Annotated in this window: 15 protein-coding genes and 1 tRNA gene; 8 read left to right on the top strand and 8 right to left on the bottom strand. The window is 44.8% G+C overall.

Annotated features, from left to right (window positions below):
- Positions 1 to 76: 76 nt before the first annotated feature.
- From AC1U9U_RS00425 to AC1U9U_RS00415, 3 genes are all read right to left on the bottom strand, one after another.
- Complete coding sequence (locus tag AC1U9U_RS00425; RefSeq protein WP_479958565.1) at positions 77 to 739, bottom strand: DUF1638 domain-containing protein; 663 nt, start codon at positions 737 to 739, stop codon at positions 77 to 79.
- A 258-nt stretch (positions 740 to 997) separates the two neighbouring features.
- Positions 998 to 2,377 (bottom strand): sigma-54 interaction domain-containing protein, encoded by a 1,380-nt coding sequence (locus tag AC1U9U_RS00420; protein WP_479958564.1) that lies wholly within the window; start codon positions 2,375 to 2,377, stop codon positions 998 to 1,000.
- 210 nt (positions 2,378 to 2,587) lie between these two features.
- A tRNA-Thr gene (locus AC1U9U_RS00415) sits at positions 2,588 to 2,662 on the bottom strand.
- Positions 2,663 to 3,258: 596 nt separating this feature from the next.
- Here AC1U9U_RS00415 and AC1U9U_RS00410 point away from each other — a divergent pair.
- Entirely contained in the window at positions 3,259 to 3,579 is a 321-nt protein-coding gene (locus AC1U9U_RS00410; RefSeq protein ID WP_479958563.1) for a YmaF family protein, read from the top strand.
- Between the two features lie 86 nt (positions 3,580 to 3,665).
- On the opposite strand, the gene AC1U9U_RS00405 is transcribed toward AC1U9U_RS00410, so the two are convergent.
- Positions 3,666 to 5,024, bottom strand: a complete 1,359-nt coding sequence (locus AC1U9U_RS00405) for an aminotransferase class V-fold PLP-dependent enzyme (RefSeq protein ID WP_479958562.1) — start codon at positions 5,022 to 5,024, stop codon at positions 3,666 to 3,668.
- Positions 5,025 to 5,169: 145 nt separating this feature from the next.
- On the opposite strand from AC1U9U_RS00405, the gene AC1U9U_RS00400 reads away from it, so the two are divergent.
- The 4 genes from AC1U9U_RS00400 (at position 5,170) to AC1U9U_RS00385 (ending at position 9,642) form a co-directional block, all read left to right on the top strand.
- Positions 5,170 to 5,445 carry a hypothetical protein gene (locus AC1U9U_RS00400; RefSeq protein ID WP_479958561.1) on the top strand — a complete coding sequence of 92 codons (276 nt, stop codon included), beginning with the start codon at positions 5,170 to 5,172 and terminating at the stop codon, positions 5,443 to 5,445.
- A gap of 333 nt (positions 5,446 to 5,778) precedes the next feature.
- Positions 5,779 to 6,900, top strand: coding sequence for a hydrogenase small subunit (locus tag AC1U9U_RS00395; protein WP_479958560.1), 1,122 nt, complete (start codon positions 5,779 to 5,781; stop codon positions 6,898 to 6,900).
- Positions 6,901 to 7,453: 553 nt separating this feature from the next.
- Complete coding sequence (locus AC1U9U_RS00390) at positions 7,454 to 8,857, top strand: nickel-dependent hydrogenase large subunit (RefSeq protein WP_479958559.1); 1,404 nt, start codon at positions 7,454 to 7,456, stop codon at positions 8,855 to 8,857.
- A 110-nt stretch (positions 8,858 to 8,967) separates the two neighbouring features.
- The gene (locus AC1U9U_RS00385) at positions 8,968 to 9,642 is read left to right on the top strand and encodes a cytochrome b/b6 domain-containing protein (RefSeq protein WP_479958599.1); all 675 of its coding nucleotides are present in this window, start codon (positions 8,968 to 8,970) and stop codon (positions 9,640 to 9,642) included.
- Between the two features lie 134 nt (positions 9,643 to 9,776).
- Here AC1U9U_RS00385 and AC1U9U_RS00380 read toward each other — a convergent pair whose 3' ends face one another.
- Complete coding sequence (locus AC1U9U_RS00380) at positions 9,777 to 10,154, bottom strand: AMP-binding enzyme (protein WP_479958558.1); 378 nt, start codon at positions 10,152 to 10,154, stop codon at positions 9,777 to 9,779.
- Between the two features lie 245 nt (positions 10,155 to 10,399).
- Between AC1U9U_RS00380 and murC the strand changes: the two genes are divergently transcribed.
- On the top strand, positions 10,400 to 11,749 hold the full coding sequence (gene murC / locus AC1U9U_RS00375) for a UDP-N-acetylmuramate--L-alanine ligase (protein ID WP_479958557.1): 1,350 nt from the start codon (positions 10,400 to 10,402) through the stop codon (positions 11,747 to 11,749).
- A 157-nt stretch (positions 11,750 to 11,906) separates the two neighbouring features.
- A complete protein-coding gene (locus AC1U9U_RS00370) occupies positions 11,907 to 12,242 on the top strand; it encodes a nitrous oxide-stimulated promoter family protein (protein WP_479958556.1) in 336 nt (111 codons plus the stop codon).
- Between the two features lie 188 nt (positions 12,243 to 12,430).
- Here AC1U9U_RS00370 and AC1U9U_RS00365 read toward each other — a convergent pair whose 3' ends face one another.
- Entirely contained in the window at positions 12,431 to 13,006 is a 576-nt protein-coding gene (locus tag AC1U9U_RS00365) for a 5' nucleotidase, NT5C type (protein ID WP_479958555.1), read from the bottom strand.
- A gap of 172 nt (positions 13,007 to 13,178) precedes the next feature.
- Between AC1U9U_RS00365 and AC1U9U_RS00360 the strand changes: the two genes are divergently transcribed.
- Positions 13,179 to 13,571 carry a hypothetical protein gene (locus tag AC1U9U_RS00360; RefSeq protein ID WP_479958554.1) on the top strand — a complete coding sequence of 131 codons (393 nt, stop codon included), beginning with the start codon at positions 13,179 to 13,181 and terminating at the stop codon, positions 13,569 to 13,571.
- A 45-nt stretch (positions 13,572 to 13,616) separates the two neighbouring features.
- On the opposite strand, the gene nadE is transcribed toward AC1U9U_RS00360, so the two are convergent.
- Positions 13,617 to 14,384, bottom strand: a complete 768-nt coding sequence (gene nadE, locus AC1U9U_RS00355) for an NAD(+) synthase (RefSeq protein WP_479958553.1) — start codon at positions 14,382 to 14,384, stop codon at positions 13,617 to 13,619.
- A gap of 53 nt (positions 14,385 to 14,437) precedes the next feature.
- Complete coding sequence (locus AC1U9U_RS00350; RefSeq protein WP_479958552.1) at positions 14,438 to 15,883, bottom strand: nicotinate phosphoribosyltransferase; 1,446 nt, start codon at positions 15,881 to 15,883, stop codon at positions 14,438 to 14,440.
- Positions 15,884 to 16,087: the final 204 nt, after the last annotated feature.

The raw sequence follows: 16,087 nt of genomic DNA, 5'->3' as shown, positions 1-16,087 counted from the left end.
ATTTAAAAAATTATTTGATTGGATATTGACCTTGTTTTTCCAATCTGGCGGTTTCAGGGGTTAACGTTGATCTTCTCTAATCCGCGAACAGCTCATCGGTTAGTGCCTCACCTGTGACGACGATAAAATCTTTATCCCAGGGCCCAAAAATAAGCTTCTGCAGATAATCTAAGGAACCCATCATCTCCTCGTACCGTAGGTTAAAGAATTGGGCAAATTCCTTGATGTAATCCACAGCGGCCTTATCATCCGATTCTGAGGTTTTAATATAAACTGTACGAACATAGTTTGCTAAGAGAGACCTGATGGTCCATTCTGCAGTCTCCTCATCGTACTTTTCCACTGTTCTTTTATACTCTTTTAAGGGATCTTCACCCACCTCTGTCCAGCCCTTGGTAAAGTAATAAGTGCCGGGATAAAGTTTAAACTGTTCAAAATACTTTGCCCGCTCACCTAGGCTTAAGCCTATGCAGTCGTCAATTCGGGGAATAATCATTGTTTGATGCGGTTGCGCCCGAAGCCCAATCACTGCCCTGCTGCATAGACCATAGCCCAAAATGATCAGATCGTAGTTGGGACTTTTGTCAATAACTCCTTGAATTTCTTCAGTAAGTAACTTAGGAGTTCTATGCAAACCCTGCTCAAGATAAACCGCTTCATAAGGAAGATTCCCGAGTGTTTCCAGTTGGTCTTTTAGTACCTTACAAGCAATTACTAACCCGTTGGGGTTTGTTTGCAAAATAGCCCTCCTCTCTTTTAAAGAATACGGTTAGCAAGGATACCGTTAGTCCTCTTCAAACTAATGCAATTCTTATGCCAATTCGGAATTGTCAGATTATTGGGGGTTTAGCAATACCCTTTGATTCCACTTAGAATCACTGATTTAGAGCACAAATCATCTCCGACATGCCCACATCACTCGTAAAGAGCATAATCAAGAGATGATTCGTTTGATAATCGCTAAGATTCCACAAATAATCACTTTTTAGGACTTAGCTCAGTTTGCTTTAATAGAATACTTTTTCATCTTCTTAACCAATGCGGACTGGCTGATTCCAAGGAGCTTAGCAGCCCGGCGGGTACTATTTGTCATTTGGTAAGCTTCCGTAATCATCTTTTTTTCTTCATATTCCAGATATTCGTTCAGTAAAACGGGCTTTTTGCCGTTTTGGCTTAAGTTTGCTAAAGAAAGTTGGTCGATATTTTCCTCGCCAATACAGTCCGTACGACTTGTTACTATAAGCCTCTCGATCGTATTCTCGAGTTCACGGATATTTCCGGGCCAATCATATTCCAGTAATAGACCAATAACATCCGGGTGAATCCATTTTTGCAGACCATAATTTTTATTAAATTGGTTAAGAAATTCCGTCACCAAAGGTAAAATATCATCTTTACGTTGTCTCAGGGGGGGAATAAAGATCGGCACCACCTTTAACCGATAATAAAGATCCTCACGAAAAAGCTTTTCTTTAACCATCGCCTCGAGATCGCGGTTTGTCGCCGATACGATACGGGCATCCAGCTTAATCGCCTTTTTACCCCCTACCCGGAAAATTTCTTTATCTTGAATAGCTCTCAGTATTTTAACCTGTAAGTCAAGAGGGAGTTCCCCGACTTCGTCTAAAAATAAGGTTCCGCCATTGGCCAATTCAAACAGACCTGGTTTCCCCTCTTTTAATGCCCCGGTAAAAGCACCGGATTCATACCCGAAAAATTCCGACTCGATAAGATTGGGAGGGACGGCCCCACAGTTAATTTTTATAAAAGGCCCCTTGGAGCGCTTACTGGCTCGATGAATAAGCTGAGCAAAAAGCTCTTTCCCAACACCCGATTCCCCTAAAATTAAAACCGTGGAGTCAACTTTAGCCACATAGTGGGCCATATCAATTTTCTCTTGCATCAAGGGGTTTCTGGTAATAATTTTTTTAAAAGGTTGCTGGGAGCGAAAATGCTCTAATTCCTGCAAATACGTATTTTTCTCCTCTTGGAATTTTGCTAATTGACTCTTCAGTTTTTCAAGTTCTGAAACATCCCGGACTGCAGTAACCACATGAGTAATCTCCCCGGATTCATCGAAAATTGGATTGCCCGTAAAAAGAAATTCTTTACCATTACGTATATCGATAACATTGACCCTGGTTTTTCTTTCTAAAACTATTTCTGTAACAGAGATGTTCATATACCCTTCCTTAAGCAGAACCCTGACGTGCTTGCCCACAAATTCTTTGGCGGTGATCCCTGTCATTCGCTGATAAGCACTGTTAGCCCGAACAATGTAACAGTCCGCATCTGCCACAACTATGCCATCGTCCACTGAATCGATGATGGCATTCAGTTCTTTATTGAGCTTTTGAGCGTCTAATTCAGAAGTCATTGAATCCCCCTCCTATAAAAACTTTTTATGTAAACTTCTAGAAATTATAAAGCATTTATTTTAATATTCGACAGATTACTACAAAAGCCTCTAATTTCAAAACAATTCCGATTATTCTGAGCCAGGGTTCTCTTATTTCCATCTCTACTAGTTATGCATCCCCTGTATAAAACAAAAACACCACAATCTCTTGCGGTGTCTAGGTTCTACTGGAGCCGATGGTCGGAATCGAACCGACGACCTGCTCATTACGAGTGAGCTGCTCTACCTCTGAGCCACATCGGCACTTTTTTAACGAATGTAATTCTACCCGATTTTCAGTGGAAAGTCAACAATTAAGGGGTTTTCCGAATACTTGGTATCGGTGTTTGGGGGCAATTTAGGCACCGTTTATGGGAATAATTGAGATAAATCGTCTAATTCAGTGTCTATATTTGTTGAAAACATTGACTTTACGCCTGTCCCGTGTTACTTTTTTGTAAGAGTCAGGAAATAAAGCAACTAGTTCATAAAAAATGCGGTCGCTTTATCATCTGGACTTGCGCAAAAAGAATCCCCAGACGTGGGGATTCTTTTCTTTTTCACAATGGTTTTGATTATCTCCGCAAAAAAAATAAGACCCTGCCATTTCTGACAGGGGAAGAAAAAATATATCTTCAAAGGAGGCTAAAAGGAAAAGGTATGCTTATATAATAGCCAATAAAAGTGAGCAATGTGTAGCTAGAGTGTGAAGTATTTGTGAAATCTTGTATGGCTTTAGCGGCAATTAGACAAATCCATATTACCATATTGTTCCACACCCCCGTTGGAGCACATATCCTGTATTAGTAGCGAACAATTAAGCTGCTTGCCTAGTTTTTGCTTCAAAGGGAGGTGAACTTATGAATTCTTATCATGTGCACTCCTATGGTACCCGCACTTCTTTGGTAAACTGTCATATTCACTGCATGGGCGGAGTGACAGGCCCGAATGTACCTTATGGCAATTCTCACGTTCACTATTATGCAGGTGTTACGACCTGTGACCACGGTCATGTTCACTATTATCGGGGATGTACAGGTCCTAGTATTCCCTGTCCTAACGGTGGGCATATTCATTGTTTACAAGGCTGTACAACCTACGACCAAGGCCATTCACATGCCTATGGGGCTCTAACCGGCAATGAAGAATGTCCTAGGTTTTTTAATACCCGTGCAGTCTAAGATCAAAGGAAGTTTTTGATTAGGCTTGGATCCCTTTCCCCGGGGATCCTTCTTCTTACTCTGTTATCTTGAACAATATCTTTACCCTAATTTCCTGTTTTTACCGACCGAAAGGAACGCGGGCGGCTATTGGCAATCCTCCCTAGTAAAGCAACAAAGATATCAATTTCTTCCTTGGTATTATAAAGCCCAAAGCTTACCCTAACCATTCCCGGGTGAGGCAAGGAAGGATTAGCCATATGCTGTTCCATTTCCTGCTTGGAAATGTGCAGAAGCCTCTGGACATAGGGTTGGGCACAAAAGCAGCCATTTCTTACGGAGATTCCTCCCTGACGGGCGAGCATCTCCGCCACCTCCTCATGGAACATGCCCTCCACATTAAAGGATATGACGCCGATGCGCTGAGAGATCTGCTGCTGATTAAGGGGGATTCCCCCGTAAAAAGTTAAGCCATCAATCCAGCGCAGCCGTTCATAGGCGTAACTTAATAATCCCTCTTCATGTTGCATTACCTTTTTCATCCCCATGGCAGATAAGGTCCGCATAGCGGCCACAAGAGCAATTACTCCCATGAGATTAGGCGTGCCGGCCTCCTCTTTATGCGGTGGATCGTCCCTGAATACCCGATCCGGAGTCACCATCCGGACAGTACCCCCGCCACTGTAATCAGGAGCCCCTTGCTCAAAAAAAGACCGGGGACCGATCAATACACCGGTTCCAAAAGGCGCGTACATCTTGTGAGCCGAGAAGGCCAGAAAGTCAATATGCTCAGGAGAGTGGGCAGGACGCATATCTATAGGAGCATGAGGAACTAATTGTGCTCCGTCAACACAGATTTTTGCACCATAGCGATGGGCCAATTCCGCAATCTTATGGATAGAGTTACGATGGCCGGTTACATTGGAAGCCCCGGTTACCGTAACCAGCTTAACAGCTCCCTGATGCTTCTCCAGCTTAGTTAGTAAATCATCCATACGCAGGCGGCCCTGCTCGTCGATCTCTATATAATCTACATAGAATTTGTCCCGCCAGGGCAAAAGGTTGGAATGATGTTCCATCCAAGTAGTCAAAATGACTTCCTTTTTATTTTTATTCCCCAAGCGATTAGCCAGTTTATTAAGCGCTTCTGTGGTGTTTTTAACAAAGATTACTACATCGGTATGGGCATCCCCCCCAACGAATTTTAAGACCTCCGACCGCGCTTGCTCATAGACCTGAGAAGAAATCACCGACTTATACCCCGCCCCCCGGTGAACAGAGCCGTATTGGGGAGCAAAACCGGTAATTTCGTCCACGACTGAGATCAGCGGCGGAGTCGTTGCAGCATTATCAAAGTTGATTCCCTGTGTCAAACCTCCCGTTACCACTGGAACCTGAGTATCTAAACCTAGAAAAAGGCCCCGATAGTTCATATGTTGCGTAAATGGGAAAAAGCGAAAGTTCATCCTTCAACCCCCTAGATAACCCTTCAGTATTTTTCTTGATTTTCACTTTGCATTATATGTACTGAGTTTGCATTAGGTCCTCGAAATAAAAGAAGGATGATCATTAGGTAATGGCGAATTATGAAGAACGGGGGAGGTGAGCTATTTGCAATCCCAAAAGAGAGAAGACATGTTTATTTTTGGACTTTTTGCCATTATATTTCTATTCAGTAATATTATTCTCCCTCAACTAAACGATTTTTTTGCCGACAGCATTCAACTTACCTATTTGGCAAGTGCGATAATTTCCTTGATTTTTGCATTCGCAGCTAATCGGATTAATAAAAAAAATAAAGACAAAAAAGAGCAAGCTGAAAAGGAAAAACTTGCTGCTGAAAAGGGTAGGCACCCTAAGCAAAAGGCGAAAAAAGGAAAAAAATAGATCAAATACAGGCTTTCTTGGCATATCAGGCAGTATCTTCCTACGAAAGATAATATTGTTGCTTGATCTTCGCCGAATTACATGGTATTTTGTCATAGTCAGGAGAAATGCCGTGTTAGCCTGACATTGCGTAATAATTCCTGGACGCAGGAATTATACCCAGTCTACTTCGTTACCCAACGAGAAGTGGAGTTATGTATTTTGCATAACTCCACTTCTCGTTTTTTATATTAAGGTTCTTATTAAGGTTCTTAGCCATGCTTAGAATGACGGTTTAAGAAGAATATTCTTTGGCTATTGGGGGAAAAATATGCTGTCAAGGAGGCTATTGCCGTGCTAAACCGTCGTGAATTCCTTAAACTGGTTGTAAAAGGTGCAATCCTCGGCAACTTCATCAGCTTAGTAACCCCCGAAATAGAAAAAGCTTTAGCCCAAGGAGTAATCAAAAAGCTTCCCATCATTATGATAGAAACCGGGACTTGCACCGGAGACAGCATCTCCTTAGATAATATCTGGACCCCAACCCTGTCCGATATTTTTAATAATATTACCGAATGGCGTTATGATTGGACCATGATGCAGTCTCAAGGAGAAACTGCCTATAAGGTCTTATTAGAGACAGAGGAAAAATTAGCCCATGAATTTATCCTTATTGTCCAAGGGGCGATGATCCGACGGGATGGAGGACATTTTAATCATGTTGGAATCGAAAACGATCAACTGATTACAGGACTTGATCTAGTGCGTAGACTAGGCTCAAAAGCTAAATATATAGTAGCGATCGGTCATTGTGCAACCTACGGAGGACCGGTTGCCGGGTTCCCTAACCCTACCCAATGTACCGGTGTGCAAAATATCCTCCCTGAACGGAAAGTGATCAATGTTTCCGGCTGTCCCGCTCATCCCGATTGGATTGTCGGTACACTCCTTCATCTGGCTCTTTATGGGGAACCCGAACTGGAGAAATTCGGTCGCCCGAAAATGTTTTATGGAGAAACCATACATAATAACTGCCCTCGCCGCCGCTATTACGACCAAGGGATATTCGCCACAGAAATCGGGCAAAAAGAATGCCTTTACCGAGTAGGCTGCAAAGGGCCGGTCACTTACGCCGACTGTCCGATTCGGCGCTGGAACGACCGCTATAACTGGCCTGTCGGCTGTAATTCACCCTGTATTGGCTGCACAGAGCCGGGGTATCCGGATCTAATGGAGCCTTTTACCACCCATTTTCCCGACATTCCCTTCCCCGGTGGAAGCAGGGAAACTACCGACCGAATCGGGCGCGGGGTACTGGGGGTAGCCACCCTCGGGATCGGTACCTATTTTCTAACTTCCTTTGCCAAAGGCCGCCTCCAGCGTAACCTAATTAAATCAACCATAAAAGGTAAAAAGAGGCTTAAACTCAAAAAGAATAAAACAAATCATAAATATTGGCCAAAGGATAGATCCTAGGAAAAAACGATATATATGTCTGCCCTGAAAAAATTGAGACTCGTAAGCGTAGCCTATTATACAGCAGAGAGCGATTTCACTCTGCATAAGGCAACTAAGGCTTCTGCCTCGCTTCACTCGCCATAAGCCAAGTTTTCTTTAGCGCGGAAGGGCTGACAAGCGGACAATGTTTCCACAGCAATAGCGCAGCCACGAGGTTGCTTGGCCATGGACGGCCTGATGCCGCGAGCACATGGACGTGCAGGAGCGGCCACATCAGGTATTACCATGAGGTTTGGCGTCGAAAGTGTCCAGTGGACATTTTCGCCGAGGCGTATCTCCAAATGAAGCAGATTCGCCAAGGATTCTGCTGCGGAAACAAGTTCGCCAGCCTTGGAGTGCCTGAGCACGTGATTCTCCGATAAAGAAACCATCCAGTGAATGGTTTCAGGAGATCACGCCCGAAGGTCCGGATGTATGATATAGGAAACTTGGCTTTTATGAAGAATGAACAAAACCCTAGTTGACTTATCCACGGAGTGGATAAGCTACAATCTATCAGTGGTTTCAAGGAGTGAGCTTGCTGGAAAAGAAGGTTGTTTTCCCTTTTACCCGTATTCATAACCCCATGTTGGTAGAAGCCCATCTTGAAAATGGGATAATCCAAGATGCCTATATTTCCGATACCCTCTTTCGTGGCTTCGAAATAATTCTTGAAGGCCGTGCGGCCTTTGACATGCCTTATTATACTCAGCGTATTTGCGGAATTTGCTCATCCGTCCATGCAGTTGCCGCCGCCCAAGCAGTTGAGCAAGCTATGGGGATGACCGTTCCTCCGAATGGTATGATCCTACGCAATCTCATCCAGGGAAGCGATACCCTGCAAAACCATCTTCGTCATTTCTACCTTATGAGTATGCCTGATTATTTTAAGGGACCGGATATTCCTCCCTTTATACCGCATTTGGAGGGAGATCTTCGCCTTAGTCCGGAAGAGGATAAGCGAATGACTGAGCATTACTTTCTAGCCGTGGAGATTTCCCGGAATGCACATGCCGCTTTTGGAGTTTTTGGCGGGAAAGCTCCTCATGGTCATGGCATTGTTCCCGGGGGATGCACTATGCATGTGGATGGAGATAAAGTAAATCGCTTTCGGGGTTATCTTGTAACTATTATCGAATTTATTAATAATGTTATGATCCCGGATGTAGAGTTTTTGGCGGAACGTTATCCGGAATATGTTCATTTAGGCAAAGGCAATGGCAACTTTCTTTCGGTAGGTGGTTTTACCCAACCGGATGGAAGCACCCTGTTCCCTCATGGGCTCGTGCTCCAGGGAAGCCACCAGCCCTTTGAGGACCGCTTGATTACGGAAGAGGTAACCACTGCCTGGTATAAGCAAGGGAATCCCCTGCATCCCTGGGAAGGAAAAACTGAACCGGACCGGAACCAGCCGAATGGCTATACTTGGATAAAAGCACCCCGCTACCAGGGGTACGCCTTGGAAGTAGGCCCCTTAGCCCGGGCCGTAATTGCTAAAGAAAAAATCATTGGCTATGGAGCTCTTGGTCGTCATTGGTCTCGAGTCATGGAGAGCAAGAAAATCGCCGAGGCCTGTATGATCTGGCTGGATCGTTTGACCCCTGGAGCTGAGACCTTGAATAGGAAAGTCGAGCAGGAATCCGGGATGGGAATTGGCTATGTCGAAGCCATGAGAGGTGCCTTGGGGCACTGGGTCAAAATCGAAAAAGGCCGGGTTAAACATTATCAAATCGTCACACCCTCTGCCTGGAATTTTAGCTCCAGGGATGCTGCCGGAACCAAAAGTGTAGGTGAGTTGTCTATTTGCGGCCTGACCATAAAACAGCCGGAATTAAAAGAAGCAGGAAGAGTGATCCGTTCCTTTGATCCCTGTTTTTCCTGCAGTGTCCATTTGCTTGATGGAGAACGACTTCGTACTCTGGACATCAAAGTATAACGATTTTTAAAAAAGTCCATCAATAATGCCGCCCATATAGCATGAAAATCTGATAATCTAAAAAATCTTGTGAGAAGAATTCGGGGAATCGGTACTAGGGGGTGAGGATCATAAAGAATAAAATTTGCAAAGCTACCCAACCCCGGCACAAACTACGCAAGGCCGTCATAAAGGAGCTGCGGCGAGAAAATTTAATCGAGAAACTGACAGAAACCTTTCCCGCACCTGTTCGTTTTTTCCATTGGGGTTTTGCTATTTCTCTTACCGCAATTATTCTTACAGGCTATATCCTCCATCAACCTTTACCTTTTCTTGCTCTTCCCTATGGTAAAGTTTTTGAGGTGCATGTGAGCTCCGGTTGGCTGGCATCAGCTTTATTTGTTTTTCGCCTGGTGGATATGTTTATACGCAAAGATACTTCCTTGCTCCCCTCTGCCCAGGAAATAAAAAGTTTTCGGGGCCTCTTTGCCTATTATTTGTTTTTCCGCCCTGAACTCCCTCACCACGGTCATTATAATATCGGCCAGAAAATCATCTTCGGCTCCTGGTTTTTGCTTTTCCCTTTTTTGGTCTTTATCTCCTTAGCTTCCTACTGGGCGGGAGAACACCTGGATTGGGTAGTTAAACTTCTAGGTGGTATCCAAGTGCTGCGGATGATTAAATATACCGGAGCAATCTACCTCACCTCAACCATTCTTCTTCACGTCTATCTAGGTATCACCGAGGATTTAAGCAGGCTCCAAGCTATGGTCGGCGGCTATGAGCAAAAGCCCCCTAAGCAGTAGGGAATAGCCCCGGTGCCATTCCGTCCCCTAAACAAAAAATGGCCATTCTGAACACCGTGAAGATCTTATTTGAAGACCTTCCCTTTGCTCAGGACGACCACTTCTATAAAGTAGAAATAGTAATTCCTGTAAAATTAATTCCAGTTCTGTAAAACCGTTCTCAAAATCTTCCCAGAGCGGGTCATGGGCAATTTTTCTTTGACCTTTACATCAATGGAACAACGAAGGGAAAATTTCTGACGAACAAAATTGATCACTTCTTCGGTGAACCGTTCATACTCCCCTTCACTTACCGGACAATCTTCAAGGGCCAAGTAAACACTTAGAATCTGAGATTGTGTAGAATCATCAACCCTCGCCACAACCCCTGCTTCCAGGACATGGGGATACTCCAACAAAACGCTCTCAACCTGATAATAGCTTATTGTATTCCGCCCGGACATGAATCCATCTAGCAAAATACCATCCCACATATCTCTTTCTTTCGCTAAGGCGAATTCTGCTCCACCCATCTCTAACCCCTCCTAAAGAAGATGGACTGATATTCTAATATCTTTTTTACTATTATAATATGATATTTCGTTTCCCTCTATATTTTTACCCCAATTGTCTGAAATTTCTGGCGAATGGTCCGATACTATCCGTGAATTGCATCAGGACTTCCCACCTAAAAATTTCCGTGGATAAAATGATACATTTTGCTCCACTATTGGGTATAATGGAGTGTAGAGTTCGAAACTGAAAGGGAAGATGCATCTTGCCATTACATATTCATTTTGTTGGAATAAAGGGTACCGGAGTAAGTGCCTTGGCCCAGGTTAGTGCCCAGATCGAGGGAGCTATAATCACCGGCTCCGACGTTTCCGAGCGATTCTTTACGGATGCCGTTCTGGAGCGTGCCCATATCCCTGTCCTGGACTTTGCTGCAGCCAATGTGGAAAAGGCAGATTTTGTTGTGGCTTCGGCTGCCTACAATGAAAACCATGAAGAGATTGCCCGAGCACGGGAGCTTAATATTCCAGTCTATTCTTACCCTCAATTCCTGGGCAGACTTATGTCTAAAAAGCGAGGGATTGCCGTATCCGGAACCCACGGTAAAACTACTACAACTGCCATGATCGGCCTAGTGCTTATCCAATGTGGAATTGACCCCACCATTGTTGTGGGGAGCGATGTTCCCAGCATCGGTGGCAATGCTTATTCCGGAAAAGGAGACTTCTTCCTGGCTGAATCCTGTGAATACCGTCGCCACTTCCTCAATTATTCACCTGAGTACTTAATTATTACCAATATCGAATTTGATCACCCGGATTATTTCAAGGATCTGGAAGATGTTGTCGCGGCTTTTGCGGAATTCACCCAAAAAGTTCCTCCCCAGGGCAAGATCTTCATCTGGCATGAAGATCCCCACCGGAAGTCAATTCAAGCTCAGGCACCGATTGTTACCTTTGGCTTCAGTGAAGAAGCGGATATTAAAGCCACTGAGGTTCAGTTCCATGATGAAGGCAGCTCCATGAAAATTTTCGCCCATGGCACTTATCTTGGTGACCTGCACCTCCATGTCAGTGGCAAACATAATATTCTTAATGCTTTGGCCTCCATTGCTTTTTGCTTGGAAATCGGAATTCCCGCCGATAAAATTCTGGAATCCTTAGGCCGCTTCACCGGTACCAAACGCCGTTTCGAACATGTCGGGGTTAATGCCGGGGCCCTGATCGTTGACGACTATGCCCATCACCCTACGGAAATACGTTCAACCTTGGAGGGGGCACGACTTTCCTTCCCTGATCGGCGGATTCGGGCTGTTTTTCAACCTCACACTTTTAGCCGCACGGAAAAGCTCTTGCAAGAATTCTCCCAATCTTTCCAAGCTGCCGATGAGGTAGTAATTACGGAAATTTTTGCCTCGGCCCGGGAGAAGAACCTCAATACTATTTCTGCATCCTCTTTAGCGGATCTTATCAACCAACAAGGTATCAATGCCCGCTATATAAACTCCCTCGAAGAGGCCAGGGACTACCTGGCTCAGACTCTGGCTCCCGAGGACCTGGTCCTAACCCTAGGGGCCGGGGATGTTTATAAAGTCGGACAAAGTTTGGTAGGTTAAAGAACTTAAATTTGGATAATAGTTTGCCTTGAGTATGCTTCATGCACGACTCAAGGCTTCTTGTATTTCCTTTCCTAACCTTAGCCATGCTATAATAACTATATTAATATTGAGGAAGAGAACGCTGTAAATGAAGTTATACGGAGGAGGGGTTTTCATGGCTCAAACAACGCGCGCTGAGCGGGAAAAAAAGACTGTTGAAGTGATGATCAAGCTTTTTTGTAAAGATAACCATAAACCCGCGGCGGAACTATGCCCGGAATGTCAGGAGCTGTTGAATTACTCCCAAAAGCGGGCTGAAAGCTGTATGTTCGGCGAGGATAAGCCGGTTTGTGGGGAGTGCACCGTTCACTGCTATAAAAAAGATATGCGGGAAAAAATCCGCAATGTGATGCGCTACGCGGGCCCCCGCATGATCATTCATCATCCCGTGATGGCCATGCAACATATTATCGATAAACAACATAAACCCCAGGGTACTAAAACAAGCTAATCCTGAAGTGAAGAATCTTGTAAGATCCTTCGCAACGCTCAGAATGACATCCGTTATCCAAATAATGAGCCCCTTAGGGCCGGCCAGGTCTTTGACCTCCTGCCGGCATACTAAGGGGACTTCTTTATTTAGATATGATTATCTCATTACTTATTATGAACATAGGGTAATCTTTTGGTGGGCAAGGCTTACTTGGAAGCGAATTTGAGGTAAGGGGCTCGATTGCCAATCTCCCTGAGTATCTCTTGCCAGTCCCGGCAGCGAATAATTCCTAGTGGCAATTCAGCTTGGTTGTAGCTGGCATCGAGCAGAAGCACGGGTATCCCTGCTTCAGAAATCGCTTGAGCATTGACTAAATTATCCTCAAGGAAAATTTCTAACTGCCTCTGCAGAGCATATTCCACCTTGCACTTAAAGCCCGTATAAAGAATCTGTTCGTGAGGAATCTTATGCTTTTTCATCCAACGAACTGTATATTCCTCCTCCTCCAAGGAGCGAGCGGTGATATATACAATTTCATGTCCTTCACGGAGTAGTTTTTCAATACCTTTCTTAGCCCCTGCAACCGGGTCCGGTATATCAAACAGGTGGCCCACATTAGCTTCAAAGTATTTACCCATTTCCTCCCAGGACACACCAAAATCTAAGTGCATATCGTAATTCTTAAGTTCTAAAATATTGGTTCCAAAGTGTTGATTCATTTCCTTAACCCAAGCCTTATAACTATCGGAAACCACGCCGTCAATGTCTACACCAATACGCAAGCCGCGCCCTCCTTTCTTTCCTGTTATCCTATGCTTGTACCACGAATATTTCCACATAAAAGCTTTTGGGAGTTAAAGGTAAATTAATGCTGATTATGTCTTTACGCCGGAGAACAAGGTACAGTATAATTAACTGTAGGTATACTTGTACATTCTGAATGGAGGAATGCCAATGGAAAATCAGAAGTTTCAAGAGCTGATACTTGAGCAATTAAAATTACTTAACATAGGTCAGGAAAAACTTACTGAGAGAATAGACCGCTTAGAAAATCAACAACAACAAATATGGAATGCCGTTGATACTTTAGCAGTAAATCAAGAACAAATGCAACAAGACCTAATAACTCTTAAGGAAGATGTTAGTGTACTCAAAAAAGATGTAAGCGCACTCAAAGAAGAGGTAAGCGCACTCAAAGAAGAGGTAACTTCCGTGCGTCTAAGCCAGGTTCGGGTCGAATATAGTATGGATCTAAAGGTAAAAGCTTTATTTGACTTTCGCGAAAATCAGTTAGAAATCAATAAACAGATCTCTGATAGAATTAGACGTTTAGAAGCCAGAGCATAGGACCGGGGCCTTGAACCTCGGTCCTTTATATTTATCTCCTACTGCTTACAACTTGGTTAGCTTGGGTAATTCCAGGACCGAAGGAAGCCGGCGCTTATGTTCACTCAGGCGATGCAGCTTTTCGATCTTCTCTTTTACATCCTCGGGAACTTGTTCCCCAAGAAGGTAGCGATCGATAAGGTCATAGGTGAATCCCATCTCCTGCTCATCGGTTTGTCCTGTCCATAAGCCCGCCGTGGGAACCCGATTGACTATTCTTTCCGGCAGACCTAGTTGGGCCGCCCAGGCTCGCACTTCTGTTTTGGTCAGAGAGTATAAGGGGATAATATCCACTCCCCCATCGCCATACTTGGTGAAGTATCCCGTATAGGTTTCGGGGGCATTGTCCGTTCCCACCACCAGATAATTCAAAGAATTTGCTACTGTGTACAAGGCAGACATCCGTAGGCGGGCTTTTAAATTTCCTTGAACCGGCTGTTCTTCAAAGGTATGCCCTTGGGCGCTTAAGGCTTTTTTGACTGAAGTCATAATTTCCTGATGAGCATCACCTAAATCCGCTTCTATGGCTTTTAAGGACAATCTATTAGCAGTCAACCAGGCATCTTCCACATCCGTGGGATTGGAAGCGGCCGGCAGGATAACTCCCATAGAATTATCAGGAAAAGCCCGCTTAATTAGGCCCGCTACAACCGCAGAATCTACCCCTCCCGATAAGCCTACTACCAACCCCTGGGCATGAGCATCTTGAACACGCTCACGCAGCCACTGGATAGCCAGATTAATTCTTTTCTCCAACTCTTCCGTATTCCACATATCTTTCACCCTCTCTATGACGTCACTTACCTAACCTATTATTCACCTATGATTTACTTTCGATTAACCTCTTGGACCTTATTGCTGATTTCCAACAGCAAGGACTGCCTCAGTTCAAAAAGCTTAGGCGATAAGTCTACGATATATCGGTGGGGGTTAACCAGGCGTTTAACTTCGTCCCATAGAGTATCCAATTCCTTTTGGGCATAAGCTTGAATCTCCTTGAGGTCCGGCAGGTCATAAACACGCTTACCCCCCCGGAAAACCGGAACAAAAAGCTCCCTGGTCTTGAAATTGGTAAGGGTCTTGCGTTTCCAGGTCTCGATCGGGTCAAAGATGGTTAAGGGTTCTTCAAAATGCTCATCATCTAAAGCGATTAAGTCAGCCATGGCTTTCCCTTGCCGATCGTAAAAACGGACAATTTTTTTTATTCCCGGATTAGTTATCTTCGTTATATTCTCGGAGACCTTAAGACGTGGTTCAAATAACCCATCTTTACCTTCGGCCGCCAGTTTGTAGACTCCACCAAGAGCCGGGGTATCTTTGGAGGTGATCAAATTGGTTCCCACACCCCAGGAGTCGATAGCCGCGCCTTGGGTACGAATAGCCGTAATTGTATGCTCATCCAAATCATTGGAGCCCACGATCTTGGCGTGAGGCAGGCCCGCTTCATCAAGCATTTTGCGGGCTTCCCGGGAAAGATAAGTTAAGTCGCCGCTGTCAATACGGATACCCAAAAAACGATGTCCCTCCGCCTCCAGTTCCAACCCTACCTTGATGGCATTGGGGACTCCCGATTTAAGGACATTATAGGTATCCACCAAAAGCAAACATTGATCCGGGAAGGTTCGGGCATAGGCCCGGAAAGCCGCCAATTCGCTGGGGAAACATTGAATCCAGCTATGAGCCTGAGTTCCGGAAACCGGGATGCCAAACCTTTTTCCCGCCAGCACATTGGAGGTAGAGTTGCAACCGCCGATAAAGGCCGCCCTGGATCCGAGGATTCCCGCATCCGGTCCTTGAGCCCGTCTTAGACCGAATTCCATTACATGCCCTCTCCCGGTGGCTGAGACTACTCGGGAGGCCTTGGTGGCAATGAGGGTCTCGAAATTGATTAGATTAAGTAAGGCCGTCTCCATAAGCTGCGCCTCAAAGATCCTGCCCTTTACCCTGACCAGGGGTTCGTAGGGGAAAACTACCGTTCCCTCAGGCACCGCATCAATATCCCCATGAAACCGAAAATCCTGCAAAACATCGAGGAAATCCGTATCAAATAAGTCTAAACTCTTGAGATAGTTAATATCCTCAGCAGAAAACCGGAGGCTTTCGATATATTCCACTACCTGTTCCAAACCGGCGGCAATGGCATAGCCGCCACCGCTGGGGATCTTGCGGAAATACAGATCAAATACTGCCTCCCTATCATCATAACCATTTTGGAAATAGCCTTGCATCATCGTCAGTTGATACAAATCAGTTAATAAAGCAACGTCACGCATTGCATGGCCTCCTCTTCTGTACCGCATCCCTTTTCTCCTTTTTCCCCAGTTCTTTCTCTTTTATCCCCAGAAATGAGGAACCTATCCCAAATTATCCTCGGGTTTTTCCTACTTATTCTCTACTTATCCACAAAGTTATCCACACTATACACAGGTCCCTTACGCATTTCTTCTGATAACAGACTTGTACCAGTGATTTATCTG

The organism is Desulfitobacterium sp., from assembly GCF_982384815.1.
The sequence above is the reverse complement of the archived record's forward strand: the minus strand, read 5'-3'. Positions and strand labels throughout refer to the sequence as shown.

Bases quoted from the DNA above. Each gene is read 5' to 3' on its own strand.
- AC1U9U_RS00370 (WP_479958556.1), top strand. From the start codon at position 11,907: ATGGCTCAAACAACGCGCGCTGAGCGGGAAAAAAAGACTGTTGAAGTG.
- AC1U9U_RS00410 (WP_479958563.1), top strand. From the start codon at position 3,259: ATGAATTCTTATCATGTGCACTCCTATGGTACCCGCACTTCTTTGGTA.
- AC1U9U_RS00405 (WP_479958562.1), bottom strand. From the start codon at position 5,024: ATGAACTTTCGCTTTTTCCCATTTACGCAACATATGAACTATCGGGGC.
- AC1U9U_RS00360 (WP_479958554.1), top strand. From the start codon at position 13,179: ATGGAAAATCAGAAGTTTCAAGAGCTGATACTTGAGCAATTAAAATTA.
- AC1U9U_RS00380 (WP_479958558.1), bottom strand. From the start codon at position 10,154: ATGGGTGGAGCAGAATTCGCCTTAGCGAAAGAAAGAGATATGTGGGAT.
- AC1U9U_RS00420 (WP_479958564.1), bottom strand. From the start codon at position 2,377: ATGACTTCTGAATTAGACGCTCAAAAGCTCAATAAAGAACTGAATGCC.
- nadE (WP_479958553.1), bottom strand. From the start codon at position 14,384: ATGTGGAATACGGAAGAGTTGGAGAAAAGAATTAATCTGGCTATCCAG.
- AC1U9U_RS00350 (WP_479958552.1), bottom strand. From the start codon at position 15,883: ATGCGTGACGTTGCTTTATTAACTGATTTGTATCAACTGACGATGATG.